The following is a 25,454-nucleotide window of genomic DNA, read 5'->3' as shown; positions in this document are numbered from 1 at the left end:
TTGCGCCGCGCCCGGCATTGCATATGAATGCGCCACGATGGTCGCCCTACTCCGCCGCTTCGCCCCCGTTCTTGGCCCTATCCTCGCGCTGCTGGCGCCGATGCCGCTCCATGCCGAGCAACAGGACATTGCCGCCGCCGCACGCGGGGTAGTGCGCGTGGCGCTGGTCGCGACCGATGGGTCCGACGCCTATTTCGTGGGCCATGGCAGCGGCTTTGCGGTCGCGCCGGACAAGGTGCTGACCAACGCCCATGTCGTCGAACTGGCGCGCGAGGAGCGCAATCTGGTGATCGGCGTCATCCCGTCCGAAGGCAGCAAGACCTATGGCGGGCGAATCATCGCCTATTCGCCCGGCAACGACCTGGCGCTCATCCAGCTGGAGGAAGGAAGCCTGCCGGTCAGCACCTTTTATGCGGGCGCGGTGGCGGACGGGCAGCATGTGACCGCCATCGGCTATCCCGGCACGGTCGACCGCGCGCAGGGCCTGGGCCTCAAGCAGATGGTCGAGCCGCTGGCGACGGTGAAGACCAGCGGCAACATATCGTCGGGGCGCGCGAGCCAAAGCTTCGACACGATCCTGCACACTGCGCCGCTCGCCGCGGGCAATAGCGGCGGGCCATTGGTCGATGATTGCGGCCGGGTGCTGGGCGTCAACAGTTTCGGGTCGATTTCCGACGGCAATGACGCGGAATTCGGCTTTGCCGTATCCTGGCGCGAAATCGCGTCCTTCCTGCGGCAGGCGGGCGTGGCGTCGCTGCATACGGTCGTCCCCTGCCGGTCGATGGCGGAGGCCGATGCCGCCGAAGCGTCGCTGACGCAGCGCGAGGCGCAGGCGAGCGAGCAAAAGGACCGCGCCGCCAGCCAGGCGCGCGACGCCGCGCTGGCCCGGGCGCGCGACGATGCGGAGCGCGATATCATCACCGCGCGCGAAAATGCGATGGCGGGCGCGGCGGTGCTGCTGGCGATCGCGGTGTTGGGGCTGGGCGCGGGCGGCCTGTTTTATACGCAGGGCAAGGAACGGCAGGCGACGTGGCTGCTGGCGGGCGGCGGCGTGGCGTTGCTCGGCGCGCTCGGCCTGTTCGTCTTCAAGCCCAGCTTCGACAGCATCGACGAGCGGGTGAAGATGCCGCAGGACAAGGGCGTGACCGCCAACAGCGCCTTCGCCTGGGCGGGCGACAATATCTGCAAGGTCGACCTGCCCCGCAGCCGCCTGACGGTGTCGCAGCCCAATGACATCGCCTTCAACTGGGCCGAGGGCGGCTGCGTCAATGGCGAGACGCAATATGGCGCGGACGGGACCGCGTGGCAGCGCACGACTGTTCCGGCGGAGGGCAATTATGTCTCCTCCAGTCGGTTCGACCCGGCCACCGGCACCTTGCGCGTGGAACGCTGGCTGCCTGACCTTGATACGATGGAAAAGCTGCGTGCGCTGGTAAAGGACAAATCCGTCAAGGGATGCGGCAGCGACCCCGACCTGCTGCGCCAGATCGCCACGCTGCGGTCCGACGCCGCCGCGCTGTTGCCCGCCCAGCCCAATGAGCGCATCGTCTATCATTGCCAGAAGGGACGGCTCGCGCCAGCCGACGACGCGCGATGAGCCGATCGCGGCGCCAGAAAAACTCAGGCAAATGGTCCGCTGTCCGACCTTAGGCCGGAATCGTGTCACATGACTTGCATAGTCATATGGGCACTGCTAACCGGCCCGCGACAGGGGTTCGGGACGGCATCACACCGCGCCCCTCTTTTTTGCACGAACTGCAAATATAGCGGAGGACGGAAAGCGCGTGGAGACTAGCGGCGGGATACAGGCCAGCCTCAGCGGCCGCTATGCGGTGGCGCTGTTTGATCTGGCGCGCGACGCACAGTCGCTCGACACCGTGGCCGGCAGTCTGGCCGCGCTGAAGGCGGCGCTGGCCGAATCGGCGGACTTCAAGGCGCTGATCAACAATCCGGTGTTGAGCCGCGACGCATCGGGCAAGACGATCGCCGCCGTCGCATCCGCCATGGGCACCGACCCGCTGACCACGAAATTCCTGGGCGTGCTGGCGCAGAACCGTCGCCTGGCCCAGTTGCCCGCGGTTATTCGCGCCTATGAAACCTTGCTGTCGAATCACAAGGGCGAGGCCCGCGCCGAAGTAACCAGCGCCCATCCGCTCGACGCCGATCAGGTCGCCGCCCTCGCCCGCAACCTGCGCGCCCGCGTCGGCCGGGACGTGGCGGTCAGCACCAAGGTCGATCCCGCGATCCTGGGCGGGCTGGTCGTCAAGATCGGCAGCCAGATGATCGATTCCTCCATTCGTACCCGTTTGAACACGCTCGCCCACGCGATGAAAGGCTGAAAGGCTGAACATGGATATCAACGCCGCAGAAATTTCGAAGGTCATCAAGGACCAGATCGCCAATTTCGGCACCGAAGCGCAGGTGAGCGAAGTCGGTTCCGTGCTGACCGTGGGTGACGGCATCGCCCGTGTCCATGGCCTCGACAATGTCCAGGCGGGCGAAATGGTCGAGTTCGCCAATGGCGTGCAGGGCATGGCGCTGAACTTGGAAGCCGACAATGTCGGCGTCGTGATCTTCGGCTCGGACGCCGAGATCAAGGAAGGCGACACCGTCAAGCGCACCGGCACCATCGTCGACGTGCCCGTGGGCAAGGGCCTGCTGGGCCGCGTCGTCGACGGCCTCGGCAACCCGATCGATGGCAAGGGGCCGATCCTCTATACCGAGCGCAAGCGCGTGGAAGTGAAGGCTCCAGGCATCATCCCGCGCAAGTCGGTGCACGAGCCCGTGCAGACCGGCCTCAAGGCCATCGACGCCCTGGTCCCCGTCGGCCGTGGCCAGCGCGAGCTGATCATCGGCGACCGTCAGACCGGCAAGACCGCCGTCGCGATCGACACCTTCATCAACCAGAAGGGCATCAACGCGGGCCACGATGAGAGCAAGAAGCTCTACTGCATCTACGTCGCGGTCGGCCAGAAGCGCTCGACCGTCGCGCAGATCGTCAAGCAGCTCGAGGAAAATGGCGCGATGGACTATTCCATTGTCGTCGCCGCGACCGCTTCGGAACCCGCGCCGCTCCAGTATCTCGCGCCCTATACCGGCGTGACGATGGGCGAATATTTCCGCGACAACGGCATGCACGCCGTCATCGTCTATGACGACCTGTCCAAACAGGCCGTCGCCTATCGCCAGATGTCGCTGCTGCTGCGTCGTCCTCCGGGCCGCGAAGCCTATCCGGGCGACGTTTTCTACCTGCACAGCCGCCTGCTGGAGCGCGCGGCCAAGATGAACGACGCCAACGGCGCCGGCTCGCTGACCGCGCTGCCGATCATCGAGACGCAGGCGGGCGACGTGTCGGCCTATATTCCGACCAACGTGATCTCCATCACCGACGGCCAGATCTTCCTCGAAACCAACCTTTTCTACCAGGGCATCCGTCCGGCCATCAACGTGGGCCTGTCGGTGTCGCGCGTCGGTTCCGCCGCGCAGACCAAGGCGATGAAGAAAGTGTCGGGCAGCATCAAGCTGGAGCTGGCGCAGTATCGCGAAATGGCGGCCTTCGCCCAGTTCGGTTCGGACCTCGACGCCTCGACGCAGAAGCTGCTCAATCGTGGCGCGCGCCTCACCGAATTGCTCAAGCAGCCGCAATTCTCGCCCCTGCCCTTCGAAGAGCAGACCGCGTCGATCTTCGCCGGCACCAACGGCTATCTCGACAATGTCGCCGTCAAGGATGTGACCCGTTACGAGGAAATGATGCTGGCCTATCTGCGCCACGATCATCCCGAAGTGCTGGCCGCGATCCGCGACAGCAAGGATCTGGGCGACGACGCCAAGGGCAAGCTCAAGGCCGCGCTCGACAGCTTCGGCAAGACTTTCGCATGATCGTCCGCGCCGCTCTCCTGCTCGCCCTAACCGCTGCGCACGCAATGGCGCAGGGTCAGGCGGCTGCGGGCGGCGCGCTGAACGGCCGCTGGACCGTCGATCTGTCCTCCAACGGAGACGGGAGCTACCTCAAGACCATGGACCTGACGCTCGATGCGAACGGCATGGTCAAGGGCAGCTTCTACGACAGCGACATCCAGGCCGGCCGGTGGAAGACGGCACGGGGCCGCACCTGCGTCAGCTTCCGCACCACGGACGGGGCCGGACCCTACCACACGGCGGCCTGCCTCGCGGGCGATCATGTGGAGGGCCAGACCTGGGCCGAACATCGCAATTTCCTGTTCAACTGGAACGCGCAGCGCGCGCAGTGACGGTCGGACGAAAGGGACCATAAGAGACTATGCCTAGCCTCAAGGAACTGAAAATTCGGATCGGGTCGGTCAAATCGACCCAGAAGATCACGAAGGCCAAGCAGATGGTCGCCGCCGCGAAGCTGCGCAAGGCGCAGGCCGCGGCCGAAGCCGCGCGCCCCTATAGCGAGCGGCTGGAAGCGGTCGTCGCCAGCCTGGCGACCAAGATAGCCGGTGGTTCGGGCGAAGGCGCCTCGCCGCTGCTCGCTGGCACCGGCAAGGATGACGTGCATCTGCTGGTCGTCGCCAACTCTGACCGTGGCCTTGCCGGCGCGTTCAACGCGAACATCGTCAAGGCCGCGCTCGCCAAGGCGCGCGCGCTGGAGCTGGACGGCAAGAAGGTGCAGTTCTACCTGATCGGGCGCAAGGGCCGTCCGGTCATCAACCGCACCTATCCCGGCAAGATCGTCGCGCAGTTCGACACCACGGGGGTCAAGGAACCCGGCTTCGATCAGGCCCAGGCGATCGCGCATGAGCTGACCGACATGTATCTGAACGGCAAGTTCGACGTCGCGCACCTCTTCTATTCGCGCTTCAAGTCGGCGCTGGCGCAGATTCCGACCGAACAGCAGATCATTCCGGTGAAGATCCCCGCCGATGCCGACCGCAACGCCATCCCCGCGACGGTCGAATATGAACCGAGCGAGGAAGCGATACTGGACGACCTGCTGCCGCGCAACGTGACGGTGCAGATCTTCAAGGCGCTGCTGGAAAACAACGCGTCGGAGCAGGGCGCGTCGATGACAGCGATGGACAATGCGACCCGCAACGCCGGCGACCTCATCAACAAGCTGACCATCCAGTATAACCGCAGCCGCCAGGCCGCGATCACCACCGAACTGGTCGAAATCATCTCGGGCGCCGAAGCCCTCTAAGTGCAGGCAAGGACAGAAGTCATGGCAACCACCAACAATGTAGGCCGCATTTCGCAGGTCATCGGCGCCGTCGTCGACGTGACCTTCCCCGATGCGCTCCCGGCGATCCTTTCGGCGCTGGAAACCAGCAACAACGGCCAGCGCCTGGTGCTGGAAGTCGCCCAGCATCTGGGTGAGAACACCGTCCGCACCATCGCGATGGACTCGACCGACGGTCTGACCCGCGGTCAGGAAGTGACCGACACCGGTGCGCAGATCAGCGTGCCTGTCGGCCCAGCCACCCTCGGCCGTATTCTGAACGTTGTCGGCGAGCCGATCGACGAGCGCGGCCCGGTCGCGACCGAGCTCAAGTCGCCGATCCATGCCAAGGCCCCCGAGTTCGTCGACCAGTCGACCGACGCGTCGATCCTCGTCACCGGCATCAAGGTCATCGACCTTCTCGCCCCCTATGCCAAGGGCGGCAAGATCGGCCTGTTCGGCGGCGCGGGCGTGGGCAAGACCGTGCTGATTCAGGAACTGATCAACAACATCGCCAAGGGCCATGGCGGCACGTCGGTGTTCGCGGGCGTGGGTGAACGGACCCGCGAGGGCAACGACCTCTATCATGAATTTCTCGATGCGGGCGTCATCGCCAAGGACGCCGACGGCAACGCGATCAGCGAAGGCTCAAAGGTCGCGCTGGTCTATGGCCAGATGAACGAGCCCCCGGGCGCCCGCGCCCGCGTCGCCCTGTCGGGCCTGACGATCGCCGAATATTTCCGCGACGTCGAGAACCAGGACGTGCTGTTCTTCGTCGACAATATCTTCCGCTTCACCCAGGCGGGCGCGGAAGTGTCGGCGCTGCTCGGCCGTATTCCCTCGGCCGTGGGCTATCAGCCGACCCTGTCGACCGACATGGGCGCGCTGCAGGAGCGCATCACGTCGACCAACAAGGGATCGATCACCTCGGTGCAGGCCGTCTACGTCCCCGCGGACGACTTGACCGACCCGGCGCCGGCGACCAGCTTCGCGCACCTTGACGCGACGACCGTGCTTAACCGCGCCATTTCCGAACTCGGCATCTATCCGGCGGTCGATCCGCTCGATTCGACCAGCCGTGTTCTGGAGCCGCGCGTCGTCGGCCAGGAACATTATGAAACCGCCCGCGCGGTTCAGGCGATCCTCCAGAAGTACAAGTCGCTTCAGGACATCATCGCCATTCTGGGCATGGACGAGCTGTCCGAAGAGGACAAGCTGACCGTCGCCCGCGCGCGCAAGATCCAGAAGTTCCTGTCGCAGCCCTTCCACGTCGCCGAAGTCTTCACCGGCATCAGCGGCAAGTTCGTCCAGATCGAGGACACGGTGAAGTCGTTCAAGGCCGTGGTCGAAGGCGAATATGACCACCTGCCCGAAAACGCCTTCTACATGGTCGGCGGCATCGACGAGGCGGTCGAAAAGGCCAAGAAGCTGGCGGCCGAAGCGGCGTAATAACAAACCCTCCCCTCCTTATAGGGAGGGGATTGAGGGGTGGGGAGCGAGCGAAGCGAGCTTCTTGCCTCTCGGCTAGGGCGCAGGCCATTGCTTCGCAATGGCACCCACCCTTGACCGGAGGCACGTGACTCCGGCCAACCCTCTCTGGAAGGGAGGGGCTAAGGAAATGAAAATGGCACTGCATTTCGAACTCGTGACCCCGGAAAAGCTGGTCCGCTCGGCCGAAGTCTATCAGGTCGTCGTGCCCGGCACCGATGGCGATTTCGGCGTGCTGGAGGGCCATGCGCCCTTCATGTCGACTGTGCGCGACGGGGCGATCCAGATTTTCGCCAGCGCTGGCGCCGCACCCGAAGTCATTCCGGTCGAAGGCGGCTTTGCCGAAGTGAATGAAAAGGGCCTGACGGTTCTGGCTGAAAAGGCCGGCTGACGCCCATTTTACGACAAGATAAAAAAGGGCCGCCCTCCACCACGGAGGCGCGGCCCTTTTCTGGTTAGCGCCTCCTTAACCTTGCGCATCTAGACCGACGACCGGTCGGGGAGTGCGCATGTCCTATCTGCTTGAGGATCTTGGCGGTCTGATCGTCGCGACGCTGCTCGCACCGGTGCTGCTGTGCTGCGCCGGCTTCGGGCTGCTGCGCCTGCTGGAGTGCCGGGGATTGGCGGCTACGGAAGACGTCTGGCCGCGCGCCGGCTGGGCCATGGTTCTGTCGCTTGCCATCTTACCGGTGCTGGATGCGCTCGCCATTCGGGCCATCGGCATGCCGGGCATGCTGCTCCTCAATGGCGCGCTCGCTCTGTTTGGCATCCGGCAACTGAGAGGCATCGCGTCTGCCTGTCGCGGCGCGGGCGTCTTTCTGCTGATCGCACTGGGCTGGTGGCTGATCTGCGCCTGGACCCTTGTGGATTTCGATCACGACGGGCGGCTCTATCAAAGCCTGGTCGTGTTCGACATGGTGAAGCACGCCGCCGTCGTCGAACAGATTGCGCGGCAGGGCATTCCCTTCACCGACCCCTTTTTCGCGCGCGACGGGATCGCGGGCTATTATCATTATTTCTACGTCTGGCCCGCCGCCATCCGCTGGGTCAGCGGCTTTCACATCTCGCCGGTCATGGCCTTTGCCGCCTGCGCCTATTGGACGGGCATCGCGGTCGTCGCCCTGCTGTGGCGCATTGCCGCTGATGCTAGCCTGATCCGGAAGGGATGCGGCCGACGCGCATTGATGCTCGCCATCCTGCTCTGCTTCGTCGCGGGCGCGGACCTCCTCTTCATGGCGCTGCGCTATCTGATGGTGGGGCGGATCGAACCGGAAATCGAGAATTGGAACAGCGAGATCCGCATGCTCGCCACCTCGACCATCTGGGTGCCGCATCACATCATGGCGCTGGTCGCGGGGTGGACCGGGCTGCTGCTCAACGCACGGGCCCGCAGAGGCGAAACGCCGCAGCGCCTGTGGCTCGCCGTCGCGGCTGGGGCCGCATATGCCAGCATGTTCGGCGCGTCGGTGTGGATCAGCCTGACCATCGCGCCTGTCCTCATGGTCTGGGGCGTGATGGCGCTATGGCGACGGGATGGCACGCTGCTGCTGTCGGGCGTCGTCGCCCTTTTGTTATCGGTGCCGCAATCCATCGACCTTCTCCATGGCCGAGCGCCCGATATTTTCCCGGTCGCGCTGCATGTCCGGCCCTTCACCCTGCTCTTCGCCGGTCATGACATGGCCGCGCAGCTGTGGAGCCTCATCCTCCTGCCGCTTAACTATGCGCTGGAATTCGGCTTCATGATGCTGGGCGCAGGCCTCTATGCCCGCAGCGTCCGGCCGACCGATGACGCCGGCCGCCCGGTGCGTGCGTTGTTGGTTGGAACTCTGATCGCGGGGCTGCTGGTCGCGAGTTTCCTGCAATCGGTCATCATCAACAATGACTTGGGCTGGCGCGCGGCGCTGTTCATCCTGGTGCCGCTGATGGTCTGGACGATGCGGGTGGCGCAGGAAGACCATGCCTTGCGGCGCTTTGGCGTTCCGGGTGCCTTGCTTCTGGCGCTGGGCCTTGCCGGCACGGCTTGGGACATTGTCGGCCTGCGCATCATTCGTGCCCCCGCCTTCCCCGTCCGCGCGATCGAAGTGAATGACGACCCCGCCATGGCCTATGCCCTGCGGGACGCCTATCGCTGGGCCGACGGGCATCTGCCCGAAGGCGCGACGCTCCAGCATAATCCGGTGCTCAAGCGCCGCGCGCTCGACTTTGGCCTTTATACCCGGCACTGGCCAGCGGTCGCGGACAGGGATGCCTTCCTGTTCGGGGCGGACCGGCACGCTGTCGCTGCCCGCGTGGCGCTGCTCGCCCCGATCTTTATCCGGCCGCTCACCCCTGCCCAATACCGGGATCGCGCCGCGCGCGGGCGGAGCGACACTCTGCTCTTCACCCGGCGCGATCCGGTCTGGAAGAAGCTGGGCGGCCCACCACGCGCCCTCCCCTGCCTCTACCGCACGGCCGATATCTGCATCGCATCCCCGACCCGAACGACGCTACCTGGAAAGACCCTGCCATGATCCTGATCCGCAGCCTCCTGCTGCTGGCGCTGGCCTATTGCGCCACCATCGCGCTGGGCTTTCTGCTCTATGTCGCGTTGATCCGCAGCCCGCTGCTGGGCGGCGTCGCCATCCTCTTTTACAGGGGCGTGGTAATTGCGGGCGTGATCGCATTCCTGCTGCTGGTCGCGGGAATCGTCGCGCGGCACCGGCTGCATCTGGCGCCGAAAACGCTTGTCGGCGCGGTCGCCCTCTCGCTCGCCTTCAACATCAGCTTCCTGATCGTCTTTCCCGTCACCTTCGACCGGTCGATCACCATGTTTCTGCTGGCGCGGATCGAGCGGCAGGACGGGCAGCTGGACCCCAGCGGCCTGGAACAGGTCTTTGTCCGCCAATATCTGGGCGACCTGCGCCAGATCGACCGGCGGATTGCCGAACAGAGCCTGTCGGGCACGATCCGGGTCGAGCGCGGCCGCATCCACATCACGCCGCAGGGCCGCAGGCTGCTGGAGGGCGCGCGGCTGGTGGGCGGATGGTTCGGCGCCGACCCGCGCTTCGTCACCGCGCCCGCGCCCGCCGCCCGCCGCCATTAGGCATTTATCAAAGTTTCCAGCCTATTCACCTTTTTCAGTCTTACATCGGTCCAAACGGGTTCGCCGGGCCGATCATGCAATGATGGCGGAGAAATATGAGCGCCTTTGGACGGAAGAATGGACCTGCCGGCGCCAAGCCCGGCTTTGGCGTTGCACGGCCGATGCAGGGCGGCGGAACCGCGACCAAGGAGGAGTTGCCGGTCGGCGGCGATCAGTTTCCGCCGCTGGATATCGCGTCCCTGCCCGGCGAAGCGCCCTTCGATCCGCTCGCCGCGCCGACCAGCCAGATGCAGCGCAACGCCGACGCGATGTCGCGCCTGTCCGAACGCGCCAATGCCGAGCATGTGCCCGACGCCGGGCCGCAGGGTTTTGAAGCCAGCGTCCACAAGATCAAGGAACAGGTGCTCCCCCGCCTGCTGGAACGGGTCGACCCCGAAGCGGCCGCGACGCTGACCAAGGATGAATTGGCGGAGGAATTCCGCCCGATCATCATGGAAGTGCTGGCGGAGCTGAAACTGACGCTCAACCGGCGCGAGCAGTTCGCGCTGGAAAAGGTGCTGGTTGACGAATTGCTGGGCCTGGGGCCGCTGGAGGAATTGCTGTCCGACCCGGACGTCAGCGACATCATGGTGAACGGCCCGGAACAGACCTATATCGAAAAGAAGGGCAAGCTCCAGATCGCGCCGATCAAGTTCCGCGACGAGGAGCATCTGTTCCAGATCGCGCAGCGCATCGTGAACAAGGTCGGCCGCCGCGTCGACCAGACCACGCCGCTGGCCGACGCCCGCCTGCCTGACGGGTCCCGCGTCAACGTCATCGTGCCGCCGCTCAGCCTGCGCGGCACGGCCATCTCCATTCGTAAATTCTCGGCCAAGCCGATCACCATCGACATGCTCGCCCAATGGGGCGCGATGAGCCCCAAGATGGCGACTGCGCTCAAGATCGCGGGCGCGTGCCGGTTCAACATCGTCATTTCGGGCGGCACCGGCTCGGGCAAGACAACGATGCTCAACGCCCTGTCGAAGATGATCGATCCGGGCGAGCGCGTGCTGACGATCGAGGACGCCGCCGAACTGCGCCTGCAACAGCCGCACTGGCTGCCGCTCGAAACGCGTCCGCCAAACCTGGAGGGTCAGGGCGCGATCACCATCGGAGATCTCGTCAAGAACGCACTGCGTATGCGGCCGGATCGCATCATCCTGGGCGAAATTCGTGGCGCGGAATGTTTCGATCTGCTCGCCGCGATGAACACCGGCCATGACGGCTCCATGTGCACGCTGCACGCCAACTCCCCGCGCGAGTGCCTGGGCCGTATGGAAAACATGATCCTGATGGGCGACATCAAGATCCCGAAGGAAGCGATTTCAAAGCAGATCGCCGATTCGGTCGACCTCATCGTGCAGGTGAAGCGCCTGCGCGACGGCTCGCGCCGCGTCACCAACGTCACCGAAGTCATCGGCATGGAAGGCGACGTCATCGTCACGCAGGAACTGTTCAAGTTCGAATATCATGACGAGGATGACAGCGGAAAGATCGTGGGCGAATATCGATCCATGGGCCTTCGCCCCTACACGCTGGACAAGGCGCGGATGTTCGGTTTCGACCAGCCGTTCCTGGAAGCCTGCTTGTAACATTGCGCGGCGGGCGGGGAATATTCCCCGCCGCCCCCTTGCGCGCCTCTGTTCACAACGGCACATCTGCCTTCATCCGCGATGAAGAGAGGATTGCTGCCATGAACCGTCTCGTTCCGATTGGCCTGGCGATTGCCGGCCTTGCCCTGCCCGCCATGCCGCTGCTGGCGCAGCATGATGCCCATGCCGGCCACCAGATGGCCGCCGATCCCATCGCCGCCGCTGTCGCTGCCCCCACGCGCAAGCCCGCCAATGTCGCGCGCGACCAATATCGCCATCCGGCAGAAACGCTGGCCTTTTTTGGCGTGACACCGATGCAGACCGTGGTCGAATATTCCCCCAGCGGCGGCTGGTATAGCGAAATCCTGGCCCCGCTGATCCGCGATCATGGCACTTTCTACGCCTTGCAACCGAGCGGCAGCTATCTGGATGGCTATAAGAGCTTCCTGGCATCCAACCCGGTCTATGACCAAGTGAAGCTGGTCGCCTATCCAGAGGAAGCCGCCAGCATTCCGGCGGGCAGCGTCGATACGGTGCTGACCTTCCGCAATGTCCACAACATGGTCATGGGCGGCAAGGCGGCCGACACGTTCAAGGCCTTCTACACGATGCTGAAGCCCGGCGGCACGCTGGGGGTGGTCGATCACCGTCTGCCGGAGGATCGCGACAGCGCGGCCGAAATGAAGAGCGGCTATCTCAAAGTCTCGACCGTTCGCAAATTGGCCGAGGATGCCGGGTTTGAATATGTCGGCGCGTCCGAAGTGAATGCCAACCCCAAGGATACGGCCGATTGGGACAAGGGCGTGTGGACCCTGCCGCCGGTGCTGCGCAACAAAGACGTCGACAAGGACAAATATCTGGGCATCGGCGAAAGCGATCGCATGACACTGAAATTCCGCAAGCCGGCCGCCTGACCGGATCGTCCGGCAAGCCGCTTGCGTAGGGACGCAGGCAGGCTAAGGCGGGGGCGTGACTGCCCCCGCCCGCCCCCATCGCCCGCTATTCGCCATTGCGCTGCGCCTGACCGCCGTCATCTGCCTGTCGGTCATGTTCATCACCGTCCGGCTGGCGAGCGAGCGCGGCGTGCATGTCATCGAATCCCTTTTCTATCGCCAGGCGCTGGCCCTGCCGGTGGTCGCGCTCTGGCTGATGTCGGCAGGCGGGCTGGCGACCGTTCGCACCAAGAGGATCGGCGTGCATGCCAGCCGGATGGCCATTGGCCTCACCGGCATGTGCCTCAATTTCCTGTCCTACATCCTGTTGCCGCCCGCTGAAGCCGCGACGATAGGCTTCACCATGCCGATATTCGGCACCATTTTATCGGCAGTCATTCTGCGCGAAGCAACCGGATGGCATCGCTGGGGCGCGGTGGCGCTGGGCTTCGTCGGCGTGCTGGTGATGATACGGCCGGATGCGGGCCATTTCCCGATCCAGGGGGTTGCTGTCGCCATCGCCGCTGCGCTGGTGACGGCAAGCGTCAGCCTGGTCCTGCGCGAGCTTGGTCGCACGGAACCGGCCGGTGTCGTCGTCTTCTGGTTCACGACCCTGTCGATGATCCCGCTGGGACTGGCAATGCCGTTCGTGGCGAAAAATCATGATCTGATGACATGGGGGCTGTTGCTGATGATCGGCCTGTTCGGCGGCATCGCGCAGCTATGTCTGACCGCCGCGCTGCGCTGGGGGCCGGTGTCCGTCGTTCTGCCGATGGATTATAGCGCGATCATCTGGACCACGTTGCTCGGCGTGGCGATCGGCGAGAATTGGCCGCTCACCACCACCTGGATCGGCGCGGCGCTGATCGTCGCCAGCGGCCTCTATATCGCCTGGCGCGAACATCTCCGCGCCAGGCGACCGGTCGTCAGCGCAGCAGTTCCGCCTCGAGGCTGATATCCGCCTTCAGCAGCTTGGAAATGGGGCAATTGGCCTTTGCCTTGGCCGCAAGCTCCTGGAATGTCTCATCATCGGCGCCCGGAATGGTCGCCTTGAGCGACAGGCGGCTGGCGGTGACGGCAAAGCCGCCATCCTGCTGTTCCAGCGTCACGACCGCGCTGGTTTCCATCTTTTCCGCGGTCAACCCGGCTTCGCCCAGAATCATCGACAGCGCCATGGTGAAGCAGGACGCATGGGCGGCGGCGATCAGTTCTTCGGGATTGCTGCCCGGCACGCCCTCGAACCGGGTGGCGAAACCATAGGGATAGGCGTCGAGCGCGCCGCTCTGGGTCGAGATCGTGCCCTTCCCGTCTTTCAGGCCGCCGCTCCAGGCCGCCGATCCGCTGCGATTGATCTTCATATGCGTCTCCATGCCAAAGAAAGGGGGAACCCCTGCGGCCCCGCCTTGTTGCCTTTAGATAGGTAATTTCATGCAGGAGAGTGACAATGACCGATTTCATGACCGACAGCCGGCATGACCTGATCGCGTCCGACCGGGTGGAAGGCACGGCCGTCTATAATCGCCAAGGCGAGCATCTGGGCAAGATCGACAATTTCATGGTCGAAAAGCGCAGCGGCCAGGTCCGCTATGCCGTGCTGTCCTTTGGCGGATTCCTCGGCATTGGCAATGACCATTATCCGCTGCCCTGGTCGATCCTGACCTATGACACTGACAAGGGCGGCTATGTCATCGACCTGGACAAGCAGGTGCTGGACAATGCGCCGCGCTACGCTGCCGATGCCCGCCCCGATTATGACGAGGCCTATGGCCGCAACGTCTACCAATATTATGGCGTGGTCTATCCTTGGTGAGCGCGGAACCAACCATCTGAAGAGGGGGCGGCAGCATGGCGCTGCCGCCCCCTTCTGTTTCTGCATGGCGACATTCAGGCACATTTGAACGCCGATCTATTGTCTACCATTTATATAGACTATATCGGTTGCTCCCATCACGATGAGGAGAAGGACCATGAACCGATTCGGATTTGCCGGCAGCCACGGGTCGCCCGTGGTGCTGACCGTGCCGGGCCTCAATAACAGCGGGCCGGATCATTGGCAGACGCTGTGGGAAGAGGAGCGCGGCGATTGCCAGCGCGTGGACCTGGGCCGTTGGGCCAGCCCCAATCGCAACGCCTGGGTCACGCGCCTCGATGCGGCAATCCGCCAGATCGACGGGCCGGTGATCCTGGCGGCGCACAGCCTGGGCTGCATCACCGTGGCCTGGTGGGGAGCACTGCAAAATCAGGCCTATGGCTGGCCTGTGACCGGGGCGTTGCTGGTCGCGCCGCCCGATTGCGACCGGGCCGAAACGCCCGACATGATCGGCAATTTCGGCCCCGTGCCGCGATCGCCGCTGCCCTTCCCATCGATCCTGGTCGCCAGCCGGGACGACCCCTATATTTTCTTCGAACGCGCCCACAGCATGGGCAAATTTTGGGGCAGCCGCTTTGTCGATGCGGGTCATTGCGGGCATATCAATGCGCGATCGGGGCTTGGGGACTGGGCTTTCGGTCAAAATCTGCTCGATGAACTGATCGACGACGCGCACGGCCTGACGCTGGGCGCTGAGGCCGCACCAGTCCCGCCTCGCCAGAGGTCGGTGCCGACCCGTGACACTGGGCCGGCTGCGCCGCGATAAACCTGAGACGTGCATTTATCCGGGTGGGACAAGGCAAACTTGACCGCCCTTCATTTTTCCTTCTTTGTCTACCTTTGCGATTGAGATAAAAGCAGCGACAAGAGGTGCTCATGACCGACCAACGACCGATTGATTACCGCCATGCGCGCGCCGACGGCATGCGCGGCGATATCGTCGCCAGCATCGACAAGGTGCGCGACGTGCTGGACCAGCTCCGCTTCGGGTCGATCACGCTGACGGTTCATGACGGCCGTGTGGTCCAGATCGACGTTACCGAAAAGACGCGACTGACCGCCTGAAGCAACGACCATAGCCGTTCCGGGCTCGCGCCCGATCGGCCCCATGCGGTTTGGGGGTGAGCCGCATGATGTGACCTTCTGTCATTCCCGCACAGACCTGTGGCTTTGACCGGACCGCCGGAAATGCCGCGATCAACAACCACCGGACAGCCGGAAAGGGATTTGTCATGATTGCGCGTTTCCTGTTGCTCGCGAGCGTCGCGAGCGCATCCTTCATCCTGCCTGCCGCGCATGCGCAGGACAGCGCACCGGACCAAGCGGACACGGCCATCGTCGGCGGCGCCATCGTTGTCACCGCGCGCCGACGCGCCGAAGAGTTGCAGGATGTGCCGCTCTCCGTCTCCGTCCTGAATGCCGAGGCGATCGAGCAGACCGGCAGCTATAATATCCAGCGGCTGACGCAGTTGCAGCCGACGCTGCAATTTTATTCCACCAACCCGCGCAACAGCTCCATCAACATTCGCGGGATCGGCGCGCCGCTTGGCCTGACCAATGACGGCATCGAACAGGGCGTGGGCATCTATATCGACCAGGTCTATTATAACCGGGTCGCCGCCGCGACGCTGGATTTCGTCGATATCGAACAGGTGGAGGTGCTGCGCGGGCCGCAGGGCACGCTCTATGGCAAGAACACGACCGCCGGCGCGATCAACATCACCACCCGCGCCCCCAGCTTCAGCTATGAAGGCAAGGCGGAAATCTCGGTCGGCAATCTTGGCTTCAAACAGGCCAAGGCGACGGTGTCGGGACCGATTACCGATCGGCTGGCGGTGCGCATCGGCGCGTCCGTGACCGACCGAAACGGCACAATCTACAATGTCGCCACCAATCAGCGCGTCAACAGCCAGGATTTCCTGGGCCTCAAAGCTTCCCTGCTGTGGAAGGCCACCGATACGCTGAGCTTCACCCTGTCGGGCGATTATAACCTTCAAAACCCGGTCTGCTGCGCGCAAATCTATGCCGGCTATGGTCCGACCCAGCGCACGGCCAACCGCCAATATCCGGCGCTGACGGCGGCGCTGGGCTATCAGGTGCCGAGCACCAATCCCTATGATCGCCTGACCGACCTGGACGCTGCGCTGCGCGCCCGCAATGAAATGGGCGGTGCGTCGCTGCGCGCCGAATGGGACCTTGGCCCCGGCACGCTGACGTCGGTGTCGGCCTATCGCTACTGGGACTGGCAGCCGTCCAACGACCGCGATTTCACCGGCCTTGATATCACCGCCAAATCGCAGAACCCGACCCAGCAAAAACAATGGACGCAGGAATTGCGCTATGCGCAGGAAGGGCAGACGATCGACTTTGTCGTCGGCGCGTTCGCCTTTCACCAGACGATCCACACCACCGGCAGCCAGGTGCAGGGCGCAGACGCCAGCGCATGGCTGCTCAACCCATCCAGCCCGCTCTCGCAAATCCCGGCCGTGCTGGAAGGGCTGACCGCCGACAATGACATTCGCCTCAAGAACAGCAGCGCCGCGCTGTTCGGCCAGCTGACCTGGCATGTGACCGATCGGCTCAGCCTTCAGCCGGGGCTGCGGCTCAACTATGACCGCAAGACCGGCAGCTATGATTCGGTCGTCACCGGCACCGCGTCGGACGGCACGCGTCAGACCGTCACCTTCGCCAGCACCGATCCCTGGATCGTCGCGCAGCGTGGCGTGCTGGCGCCGCAGTCCTTCGACGCGAAGTTCAGTGACTGGAACCTGTCCTGGGACCTGACGGCATCCTATGAAGTCAGCGACGATGTGATGGCCTATGCCACCTGGTCGCGGGCCTTCAAATCTGGTGGCATCAATTTGAACGGAGTGCCGCTGGACGCGAACGGCAACCCCCAGCTTAACGTGGCGACCGTCAAGCCGGAGAAGGTCAATCATTATGAAGTCGGCCTGAAAACGCAATTCTGGGACAGGCGCGCAACGCTCAACCTGAGCGGCTTCTGGACCGAGATCCGCGATTATCAGGCGATCGTCAACAATGGCCAGAACAGCGTTCTGCGCGGCTATCTCGCCAATGCGGACAAGGTGCGGGTGCGCGGCGTGGAGGCGGATTTTTCGGTCCGCCCGTCCGATCGCGTCAACGCCTATGCGAGCGGCGCCTATACTGATCCCAAATATCTGCGCTTCACCAACGCCCCCTGCCCGCCCGAACTGTCGGGCGGATCGTCCAGCCCCGTGACCTGCGACATATCCGGCCAGTTGCTGCCCGGCATTTCCAAATATTCGCTGTCCTATGGCGTGGAATTCAACGTCCCGACCGCGGTGCTGGGCGGGGACGGGCAATTTTATCTCGGCTGGGACGGCAGCTATCGCTCGACCTTCTCGTCCAACGCGTCGCGCTCCATCTACATGGATATCAAGGGATACAGCCTCAACAATCTGCGCCTGGGCTTCCGCAACAGCGACGGGATCAATGTCTATGGCTGGGTGCGCAACATCTTCGATCAAAATTATATGGAAGTGCTGGCCACCACGCCCGGCAATACGGGCCTCATCGCCGGCCAGCCAGGCGACCCGCGCACCTATGGCCTCACCATCAAGGCGGACTTTTAGGAACGGCCCCCTGGGGAGGAGCGACATGGCAGTGCCGCTCCTCTTCCCTTTGCATCATTTGCGCGACGCCCGCCGCTGGGGTAGAGCGCGCTCATGTCTACGACCTTCACGATCGACACCGCGACGAGCCGCGCCACGCCGACGCCCGCGCCCATGAAGCGGCTGACCGTGCCCGCCATCCAGCGGCGCAAGGTCGACGGGCGGACCGCCGAACCGCTGGTGATGCTGACCGCCTATACCGCGCGGCAGGCGCAACTGCTCGATCCGCATTGCGACATGCTGCTGGTGGGCGATTCGCTGGGCCAGGTGATTTACGGCCTGCCCTCCACCCTGCCGGTGACGCTGGACATGATGATCGCCCATGGCGCGGCGGTGGTGCGCGGCAGCTATCACAGCGTCGTCATCGTCGACATGCCCTTTGGCAGCTATGAAGCATCGCCACAGCAGGCCTTTGCCAGCGCCAGCCGCATTCTTGCCGAAACCGGCGCGGCGGGCGTCAAGCTGGAGGGCGGGGAGGCCATGGCCGACACCATCGCCTTCCTGAGCCAGCGCGGCATCCCGGTGATGGCGCATATCGGCCTGACGCCCCAGGCGGTGAACGCGCTGGGTGGCTATGGCGCGCGCGGCAAGAGCGAGGCGGAACATGCCAAGATCGTGGGCGACGCCCGCGCGGTCGCATCCGCCGGCGCCTTCGCCATGGTGGTCGAAGGCGTGATGGAGGAACTGGCCGACATCATCACCGATGCTGTGGCGGTGCCGGTCATCGGCATCGGCGCGTCGGCGCGCTGCGACGGGCAGGTGCTGGTCGCCGAAGACATGCTGGGCATGTTCGAGCGCACGCCCCGCTTCGTCAAACGCTATGGCGCCATGGCCGAAACCATCAGCGACGCCGCCGCCCGCTATGCCGCCGATGTGCGCAGCCGCGCCTTCCCCACCGCCGATCAGGTCTATCGCCCCAAAAAGTGATTTGCCTGTGGCATAAGCGCCGCTATTGATCGCGCCTTCTGCCAGACGTTTCTGATCCATTTCTCGGAGAATATCGTGGCCCTGACGCCGCAAAATAGCGAAGCCTTCATGCGCGAGGTCGATGACGCCGTCCGCCAGGACCAGCTGACGACCTTCTGGCAACGCTATGGCCGCATCCTCATTGTCCTGCTGGTCGTGGGCTTGGCGGCCTTTGGCGGCTGGCTTTACTGGCAGCATCATCAGAAAACGCAGTCGGAAGCGGTGTCGGAACAGATGGATACGCTGCTCGACACGGCGGTGGGCGGCGGCACGCCCGACGCGAAGCAGCTGGACGCGCTGACCAAGGCCAGCCAGCCGGGCTATCGCGCGTCGGCGCTGCTGGTGCAGGCGGGCGTCGCCGCGCGCAAGGGCGATGCGAAGGCCGCGATCGCCGCCTATCGCGCCATCGCGGCGGACGACAGCCTGGACCAGCCCTATCGCGATCTGGCGCTGATCCGCCAGACCTCGCTGGAATTTGACAGCCTGAAACCCCAGCAGGTGGTCGACCGGCTGAAGCCGCTGGCGGTGGAAGGCGCGCCCTGGTTCGGCAGCGCGGGTGAACTGGTCGCCATCGCCTATATGAAGATGGGCAAGAATGACCTGGCCGGCCCGATGTTCGCGGCCATGGCCAAGGATGAGAAGGTGCCGCAGTCGATCCGTTCACGCGCGCGTCAGATGGCGGGCGTCATGGGTATCGACGCGGTGGAGATACCGGCGGAGCCGAGCGAGGGATGAGCGACAAGATGGCGATGGTGAGCATGAAAAGCCTGGCGCCTGTGGGCCGCGCCGTGACCGTGGCGGCGATGATCGCTTTGCTGGCTGGTTGCGGCATCGTCGGCGGCAAGAAGGGCGGCCCCAAGACGCCGGTCGTCGGCAACCGCGTGTCGATCCTGTCCAACGAACAGGGCGTGGAAGTGGACCCGGCGCTGGCGGACGTGCCCGTCACCCTGCCCGCCCCCTATGTCAACGACAGCTGGAGCCAGCCGGGCGGCAATTCGGCCAAGGCGATGGGCCATGTCTCGCTGGCCGGATCGCCCAGCCAGGCGTGGACCGTCTCCATCCAGGGCAGCAAGCCCCAGGCGCGCCTCGCCGCGTCGCCGGTGGTTGCGGACGGCAAGCTCTATGTCATCGACGCGGGCGCGCATGTCATCGCCTTCGACGCCGCAAGCGGATCGAAACTGTGGCAGACATCGTTGCCGGCCGAAGGCAATGGCCGCGCCCTGTTCGGCGGCGGCGTCAGCGTGCTGGGCGACCGTCTGTTCGCCAGCACGGGCGTCGGTGACGTGGTCGCGATGGAAGCGGCAACCGGCAAAATCCTGTGGCAGAAGCATCTGGGTGGCCCGCTGCGCGGCGCGCCGACGCTGGAAAATGGCCATGTCTATGTCATGGGCCAGGACAACCAGATTTTTGCGCTGAACCAGAGCGATGGCGTCACCCAATGGACCGACAGCGGCACGCTGCAGGTGACGGGTATTTTCGGCGTGGCAGCACCCGCCGCCGCGCAGGGCACGGTGATCGCCGGCTACAGCTCTGGCGAAATTTCGGCCTATCGCTACGAGAATGGCCGATCGCTCTGGGGTGACGCACTGTCGCGCACCAGCATTTCGACCGCCGTCGCCACGCTGACCGACATCGACGCCGATCCGGTGATCGACCGCGGCCGCGTGTTCGCGATCGGCCAGGGCGGCCGCATGGCGAGCTATGAACTGACCAGCGGCCAGCGCATCTGGGAAATCAATATCGCGGGCATTTCGACCCCGGCGGTGGTGGGCGAATGGGTGTTCGCCGTCACCAGCGACGCCAAGCTGCTGTGCGTATCGCGCGCCACCGGCAAGATTCGCTGGATCAGCCAGTTGCGCCGCTGGGTGAAAGAAAAGAAGAAGGACAAGGCGATCCGCTGGACCGGCCCGGTGCTGGCCGGCGGCCGCCTGATCGTCGTGTCCACGCGGGGCGAACTGGTCTATGTCGACCCCGCGTCGGGCGATGTGCAGTCGACGGTCGACATGAAGCGGTCCATGTCGCTGTCCCCGGTCGTCGCCAACAGCATGCTTTACATCTTGGCCGATGACGGAAAACTGACGGCGTTCCGTTAAGCCGCACACTCATGCTAAGCGTGCTCCTGCGCAGGCAGGGGGCGGGGTCCAGCCGATGGGCCAGCCCCCTGCCCGCGCGGGAGCATCTGTTTTTTGACTGGAAGGAAAAGGGCCATGCTGCCGACCGTAGCGATCGTGGGACGGCCTAATGTGGGCAAGTCCACCCTGTTCAACCGCCTGGTCGGCAAGAAGCTGGCGCTGGTGGATGACCAGCCGGGCGTCACGCGCGACCGGCGGGAGGGCGAGGCGCATCTTCTGGGGCTGGACTTCACCATCATCGACACCGCCGGTTATGAGGACGAAGACCCGCAGTCGCTCCCCGGCCGGATGCGTCTCCAGACACAGGCGGCGGTCGAAAATTGCGATGTCGCCCTGTTCCTGGTCGACGCGCGCGCGGGCATCACACCGCTGGACGAGGAGATCGCCCGCTGGCTGCGCGAAGGCGATGCGCCGGTCGTGCTGGTCGCCAACAAGGCGGAAGGGAAATCGTCGGAAGGCGGCGTCATGGAAGCCTTTGGGCTGGGCCTTGGCGAACCCATCCCCTTTTCCGCCGAACATGGCCAGGGCATGGCCGACCTGTTCCAGGCCCTGCTGCCCCATCTCGACCGCGAGGAGGGAGATGAGCCGGAAGCCGCCGGCGACAGCGAAGCCGACATGGAGAACGCGCCGCTCAAACTGGCGATCGTGGGCCGCCCGAACGCAGGAAAGTCCACACTTATCAACAGGTTGTTGGGTGAAAACCGGTTGCTGACGGGGCCGGAGGCCGGCATCACCCGTGATAGCATCGCCGTCGACTGGAGCTGGACCAGCCGGGATGGGCTGGAACGGCCCGTGCGCCTCATCGACACAGCGGGCATGCGCAAGCGCGCCAAGGTTCAGGACAAGCTCGAAAAGCTGGCGGTATCCGATGGCCTGAACGCTGTGAACTTCGCCGAAGTGGTCGTGCTGTTGCTCGATTCCACGCGCGGGCTGGAGGCGCAGGATCTGCGCATCGCCGACAAGGTGCTGGTGGAAGGGCGCGCGCTCGTCATCGCGCTCAACAAATGGGATACGGTCGACAATGGCTCCGCCCTCTATCAGGGCATCAAGCAGGCGCTGTCCGACGGTCTGGCGCAGGTGCGCGGCGTGCCGATCATGACGGTGTCGGCCGCGACCGGAAAGGGCCTGGATGACCTGATCCATGTCGCCTTCGAAACCCGCACCGCCTGGTCGCAGCGCATTTCCACCGGCATTTTGAACCGCTGGTTCGAACGCGCGCTGGAGGCCAATCCCCCGCCCGCGCCCGGCGGCAAGCGCATCAAGCTGCGCTACATCACGCAGAACAAGACGCGGCCGCCGACCTTCGTACTGTTCGGCACCCGGCTTGACGAACTGCCCGAAAGCTATCGCCGCTATCTGGTGAACGGCATCCGCAAGGAACTGGGCTTTGGCGCGGTGCCGGTGCGGTTGACGCTGCGCAGCGCGAAGAACCCTTTTGGCAAATGAGGATGCGCCCGTCGCGATCAATGCGCGGGGGATGAAATGCCCCTGGCCCGCATTGCGCGCCGCGCGCGCGATGCGGGGCGCGCGCGAAATTGTGATCGAGGCGGATGATCCGATCGCGGGCGCGGAGCTGGCGGCGCTTGCCGCGCAAAATGGCTGGTATTTCAGTGAAATGGGGCAGGACCGCTATCTGCTGAGCCATCCCGACAGCGCCCCGGAATCGCGCAGAATTTAACCGCCTGTTTACGCGTGCCCCTTATGTTCGGCACGGCATGCATGGGGCATGTGAGGGAGTGGCGGGTGCTGCATCAACAATCCGATCTGGTGGACTTCACCGAGCTGGCGCGTGCGCGCGCGGAGCTGGGCGCGGCCTATTTGCGCATCCTGAGCTATTTCAAGGAAGACGGCATCAAGTCGATCCATGAAATTGAGGAAGCCATGCGGACCCGCAATGCGACCGCGCTGGTGCGCCCGGCCCACACGCTGAAGGGCGAGTCGGCGCAGTTCTGCGCGCATCGCCTGTCCGCGCTCGCCGAAACGATCGAGATGACTGCCCGGCGCTGTGTCGAAATGCATGAGACGCCCGACGAATTGATCGAAACGGTGGTCGCGCTGCGTCCCTGCTTCAGCGAAACCGTGGCGCTGCTCGATCGGGACGCCAATCCGCTGGCGGCGCGCCGTCCGACAGGCTTTGGTCGCCGCGTGACGGCGCCGCAGCCCAGTTTCGGCCGCGCCAGTTAGGTTCAGTCTTGAACTGAAACGCATCATGCCCCCATATGAGCGGCATGACACGCTTTTCCCTGCTCGACCTGGTCCCCGTCCGCGAAGGCAGCGACGTCGCGTCCGCGCTGGCGCAGACAGCTGACCTTGCCGCCCATGCCGAACGCCTTGGCTATCATCGTTTCTGGGTGGCCGAGCATCATGGCATGGCGGGCATTGCATCGGCCGCGACCGCCGTCGTGCTGGCGCATATCGGCCATGCCACCTCCACCATGCGCATCGGCGCGGGCGGCATCATGCTGCCCAATCATGCGCCGCTGGTGATCGCCGAACAGTTCGGGACATTGGACGCGCTGTTTCCCGGCCGCATCGACCTTGGCCTTGGCCGCGCGCCGGGATCGGACCAGAAGGTCGCGCAGGCGATCCGCCGCAATTTGAGCGGCGGCGTCGACCAGTTTCCCCGTGACGTGATGGAATTGCAGGCTTTCCTGGCCGGCGACGACCGGCTGGGCATAGAGGCGACGCCGGGCGCGGGCGCGAACGTGCCGCTGTGGATCTTGGGCTCAAGCCTCTATGGCGCGCAACTCGCCGCGGCGCTCGGTCTTCCCTATGCCTTCGCCTCGCATTTCGCGCCGGCTGCGCTGGACGAGGCGATCGCCCTCTACCGCCGCGACTTTCGCCCGTCCGCCCAGCTCCACCGGCCCTATGTGATGGCGGCCTATAATGTCTTTGCCGCCGATAGCCAGGAGGAGGCCACGCTCCTCGCCAGTTCGATGCAGCAAGCCTTTGTGCGGCTGCGCACCGGCCAGCCGGGCAAGCTGCAACCGCCGGTGCCCGGCTATCTCGATAGCCTGCCTGCGCCGGGGCGCGCGATGCTGGCCGATGTGATGAATGTGTCGAGCATCGGCACCCGGCAGGATGTCGAACGCGATCTGGCCGCCTTTCTCACGCGCACGCAGGCCGACGAAATCATGCTGACCGGGCAGATTTACGATCCCGAAGCGCGCAAGCACAGCTTTGCCATCGCCATGGCCGCTGCGCAGGCGATCACGGCGCGCGCACCAGAACCGGTTGATCTTTGATCCGCGCGGGGCCAAGCCGCCCTCCGCTCAGCAATGCCGCCGCGCCCGGAGCGATCCGGCGCAGTGTCGATCCGATCGCGATGACAGTGATCAGCACGATCAGCGGCTGAAGGACCAGGTAGAGGGGATAAAGGGGCGATCCCATGTCGCCGGTGAGTTTGCCGATCAGCGGCCCGCCCAGCCAGATCAGGATCAGGTGGGCGCAGAACAGGAAGAACATATAGGGTTCGATCCGCAGCAACAGCCCCCGCGCGCCCGATCCCGCCAGCGCCCAGGCGATCCGCCAGAAGGCGACGGCGGCGGTAATGCGCACGCTCATGTCAATCGCGCGCTGCACCGTCGTCCATTCGCCGTTCCCTACCGCCACGGCACGGTAAAGCTGCACCATCATCAGCAAGAGGAAGGGCACCAGCGCAAGCCACAACGGCAGGCGCGCAACGGTCTGCTCCGCACCCTGCCGCCGCGCCAAAATCCCGATGACGAAGAAGAACAGGATCGACGCGCGCATCAGCACCGGCGGTCCCAGCCCCGCCACCTGCGCCGCCGCCGCGATCAGGGCGAGCAGGATCAGCATCCATCCGGGCAACCGCACCAGCAAGGGCGCGGCCAGCATGCACAGGAACAGGTCGCGCAGGAACGGCATTTGCACGTTGATGTCGGGATTGCGCGTCAGGATGAACAATTCCTGCGCCACCCACTCCAGCGAACTGGGCGTCGGCGCCTGAAGGTGGAACAGCAACGCCGCGCCCGATACGAACAGGATGGCCAGCGCATTCCACAAGACCATCGGCAGCAAAATGGTGCGCGCCTTGCGCGCGACATGGGTGGTCCAGGCGCGCGATGTGCCCGATCCCGCCACCAGCCAGCCGGAAATCAGGCCCAGGAGCGGCACCGCGCTGCGCCCGAACACCTCCATCAGCGTCCAGCGCAGCGTGTCCTGCCCGGTGCCGCGCAAGGCCGCCAGCGCGATGCCGTTCAGCCCGGTCCAGGCATGGACATAGACCACGCCCAATATGCAGATGACGCGCGCGATGGCGATGGCGTCGGATCGGCGGGCGCGGTCGGCAACTATCGTTTCGGACAAGAAAGCATCCTGTATTTAAGCTGGCGCTTCTAATGCGTGAAGCTGATCCATGTTCCCTTGTCCGGCCTGTGCAAGCAATCGGGATGACAGCCCCGGACGCAGCTAAGCCAAAATTTACCTCTTGCTCCTAGAGCCTTGATGTTTGCCGGATCGTGATCGGCGCCAAGGAAACGGATGCATCATGTCCTA

General features: G+C 64.6%; 25 protein-coding genes. 23 read left to right on the top strand and 2 right to left on the bottom strand.

All coding sequences use genetic code 11. The annotated features are described in order from the left end of the window. Window positions 1-37 precede the first annotated feature (37 nt). From SAB01S_RS10110 to SAB01S_RS10055, 12 genes are all read left to right on the top strand, one after another. Window positions 38-1,597, top strand: a complete 1,560-nt coding sequence (locus SAB01S_RS10110; protein ID WP_062733005.1) for a S1C family serine protease — start codon at window positions 38-40, stop codon at window positions 1,595-1,597. Window positions 1,598-1,784: 187 nt separating this feature from the next. Then, a complete protein-coding gene (locus tag SAB01S_RS10105) occupies window positions 1,785-2,339 on the top strand; it encodes a F0F1 ATP synthase subunit delta (RefSeq protein WP_062732910.1) in 555 nt (184 codons plus the stop codon). 10 nt (window positions 2,340-2,349) lie between these two features. Beyond that, window positions 2,350-3,879: a F0F1 ATP synthase subunit alpha gene (gene atpA / locus SAB01S_RS10100; RefSeq protein WP_062732909.1), complete on the top strand. Its 1,530-nt coding sequence runs from the start codon at window positions 2,350-2,352 to the stop codon at window positions 3,877-3,879. Then, a complete protein-coding gene (locus tag SAB01S_RS10095) occupies window positions 3,876-4,250 on the top strand; it encodes a hypothetical protein (RefSeq protein ID WP_062732908.1) in 375 nt (124 codons plus the stop codon). The genes atpA and SAB01S_RS10095 overlap by 4 nt, the downstream gene beginning before the upstream one ends. Window positions 4,251-4,279: 29 nt before the next feature. Beyond that, on the top strand, window positions 4,280-5,164 hold the full coding sequence (locus SAB01S_RS10090; protein ID WP_062732907.1) for a F0F1 ATP synthase subunit gamma: 885 nt from the start codon (window positions 4,280-4,282) through the stop codon (window positions 5,162-5,164). A 21-nt stretch (window positions 5,165-5,185) separates the two neighbouring features. Then, entirely contained in the window at window positions 5,186-6,631 is a 1,446-nt protein-coding gene (atpD, locus tag SAB01S_RS10085) for a F0F1 ATP synthase subunit beta (RefSeq protein WP_021225369.1), read from the top strand. A gap of 175 nt (window positions 6,632-6,806) precedes the next feature. Continuing rightward, entirely contained in the window at window positions 6,807-7,061 is a 255-nt protein-coding gene (locus tag SAB01S_RS10080; protein ID WP_021225368.1) for an ATP synthase F1 subunit epsilon, read from the top strand. A 118-nt stretch (window positions 7,062-7,179) separates the two neighbouring features. Continuing rightward, a complete protein-coding gene (locus SAB01S_RS10075) occupies window positions 7,180-9,180 on the top strand; it encodes a hypothetical protein (RefSeq protein WP_062732906.1) in 2,001 nt (666 codons plus the stop codon). Beyond that, the gene (locus SAB01S_RS10070) at window positions 9,177-9,752 is read left to right on the top strand and encodes a hypothetical protein (RefSeq protein WP_062732905.1); all 576 of its coding nucleotides are present in this window, start codon (window positions 9,177-9,179) and stop codon (window positions 9,750-9,752) included. The genes SAB01S_RS10075 and SAB01S_RS10070 overlap by 4 nt, the downstream gene beginning before the upstream one ends. A 95-nt stretch (window positions 9,753-9,847) precedes the next feature. Then, window positions 9,848-11,383 carry a TadA family conjugal transfer-associated ATPase gene (locus SAB01S_RS10065; RefSeq protein WP_021225365.1) on the top strand — a complete coding sequence of 512 codons (1,536 nt, stop codon included), beginning with the start codon at window positions 9,848-9,850 and terminating at the stop codon, window positions 11,381-11,383. Between the two features lie 101 nt (window positions 11,384-11,484). Beyond that, window positions 11,485-12,297: a class I SAM-dependent methyltransferase gene (locus SAB01S_RS10060; protein WP_062732904.1), complete on the top strand. Its 813-nt coding sequence runs from the start codon at window positions 11,485-11,487 to the stop codon at window positions 12,295-12,297. A gap of 94 nt (window positions 12,298-12,391) precedes the next feature. Beyond that, window positions 12,392-13,270 (top strand): DMT family transporter, encoded by an 879-nt coding sequence (locus tag SAB01S_RS10055; RefSeq protein WP_281179049.1) that lies wholly within the window; start codon window positions 12,392-12,394, stop codon window positions 13,268-13,270. Here the strand turns inward: SAB01S_RS10055 and SAB01S_RS10050 are convergent. Next, on the bottom strand, window positions 13,242-13,673 hold the full coding sequence (locus tag SAB01S_RS10050) for an OsmC family protein (RefSeq protein WP_062733003.1): 432 nt from the start codon (window positions 13,671-13,673) through the stop codon (window positions 13,242-13,244). The two genes, SAB01S_RS10055 and SAB01S_RS10050, sit on opposite strands and share 29 nt — an antisense overlap. Window positions 13,674-13,759: 86 nt before the next feature. On the opposite strand from SAB01S_RS10050, the gene SAB01S_RS10045 reads away from it, so the two are divergent. The 11 genes from SAB01S_RS10045 to SAB01S_RS09995 all read left to right on the top strand — a co-directional run bounded on the left by SAB01S_RS10045 (window position 13,760) and on the right by SAB01S_RS09995 (window position 24,181). Then, window positions 13,760-14,125 carry a PRC-barrel domain-containing protein gene (locus SAB01S_RS10045; RefSeq protein ID WP_062732903.1) on the top strand — a complete coding sequence of 122 codons (366 nt, stop codon included), beginning with the start codon at window positions 13,760-13,762 and terminating at the stop codon, window positions 14,123-14,125. A 157-nt stretch (window positions 14,126-14,282) separates the two neighbouring features. After that, a complete protein-coding gene (locus tag SAB01S_RS10040) occupies window positions 14,283-14,951 on the top strand; it encodes an RBBP9/YdeN family alpha/beta hydrolase (RefSeq protein WP_062732902.1) in 669 nt (222 codons plus the stop codon). A 110-nt stretch (window positions 14,952-15,061) separates the two neighbouring features. Continuing rightward, window positions 15,062-15,250, top strand: a complete 189-nt coding sequence (locus SAB01S_RS10035; RefSeq protein ID WP_021225359.1) for a YezD family protein — start codon at window positions 15,062-15,064, stop codon at window positions 15,248-15,250. A gap of 167 nt (window positions 15,251-15,417) precedes the next feature. Then, window positions 15,418-17,799 (top strand): TonB-dependent receptor, encoded by a 2,382-nt coding sequence (locus SAB01S_RS10030; protein WP_062732901.1) that lies wholly within the window; start codon window positions 15,418-15,420, stop codon window positions 17,797-17,799. 93 nt (window positions 17,800-17,892) lie between these two features. Beyond that, the gene (panB, locus tag SAB01S_RS10025; protein ID WP_062732900.1) at window positions 17,893-18,765 is read left to right on the top strand and encodes a 3-methyl-2-oxobutanoate hydroxymethyltransferase; all 873 of its coding nucleotides are present in this window, start codon (window positions 17,893-17,895) and stop codon (window positions 18,763-18,765) included. A gap of 75 nt (window positions 18,766-18,840) precedes the next feature. Beyond that, window positions 18,841-19,539: a tetratricopeptide repeat protein gene (locus tag SAB01S_RS10020; RefSeq protein WP_062732899.1), complete on the top strand. Its 699-nt coding sequence runs from the start codon at window positions 18,841-18,843 to the stop codon at window positions 19,537-19,539. Between the two features lie 14 nt (window positions 19,540-19,553). Then, a complete protein-coding gene (locus SAB01S_RS10015; RefSeq protein WP_439646669.1) occupies window positions 19,554-20,897 on the top strand; it encodes an outer membrane protein assembly factor BamB family protein in 1,344 nt (447 codons plus the stop codon). Window positions 20,898-21,011: 114 nt separating this feature from the next. Next, complete coding sequence (gene der, locus SAB01S_RS10010) at window positions 21,012-22,382, top strand: ribosome biogenesis GTPase Der (protein WP_062732897.1); 1,371 nt, start codon at window positions 21,012-21,014, stop codon at window positions 22,380-22,382. After that, window positions 22,372-22,614, top strand: coding sequence for a sulfurtransferase TusA family protein (locus SAB01S_RS10005; RefSeq protein ID WP_281179047.1), 243 nt, complete (start codon window positions 22,372-22,374; stop codon window positions 22,612-22,614). The genes der and SAB01S_RS10005 overlap by 11 nt, the downstream gene beginning before the upstream one ends. Before the next feature lie 41 nt (window positions 22,615-22,655). Further along, window positions 22,656-23,120 carry an Hpt domain-containing protein gene (locus SAB01S_RS10000; protein WP_439646667.1) on the top strand — a complete coding sequence of 155 codons (465 nt, stop codon included), beginning with the start codon at window positions 22,656-22,658 and terminating at the stop codon, window positions 23,118-23,120. A 44-nt stretch (window positions 23,121-23,164) separates the two neighbouring features. Beyond that, window positions 23,165-24,181, top strand: a complete 1,017-nt coding sequence (locus SAB01S_RS09995) for an LLM class flavin-dependent oxidoreductase (protein WP_062733000.1) — start codon at window positions 23,165-23,167, stop codon at window positions 24,179-24,181. Here the strand turns inward: SAB01S_RS09995 and SAB01S_RS09990 are convergent. Continuing rightward, window positions 24,147-25,265, bottom strand: a complete 1,119-nt coding sequence (locus tag SAB01S_RS09990) for an acyltransferase family protein (protein ID WP_062732896.1) — start codon at window positions 25,263-25,265, stop codon at window positions 24,147-24,149. The two genes, SAB01S_RS09995 and SAB01S_RS09990, sit on opposite strands and share 35 nt — an antisense overlap. Window positions 25,266-25,454 lie beyond the last annotated feature (189 nt).

It is taken from the genome of Sphingobium abikonense NBRC 16140, assembly GCF_001598335.1.
Lineage (GTDB): Bacteria > Pseudomonadota > Alphaproteobacteria > Sphingomonadales > Sphingomonadaceae > Sphingobium > Sphingobium abikonense.
Note: the sequence above shows the minus strand (reverse complement) of the source record. Positions and strands in the feature narration are given on the sequence as shown.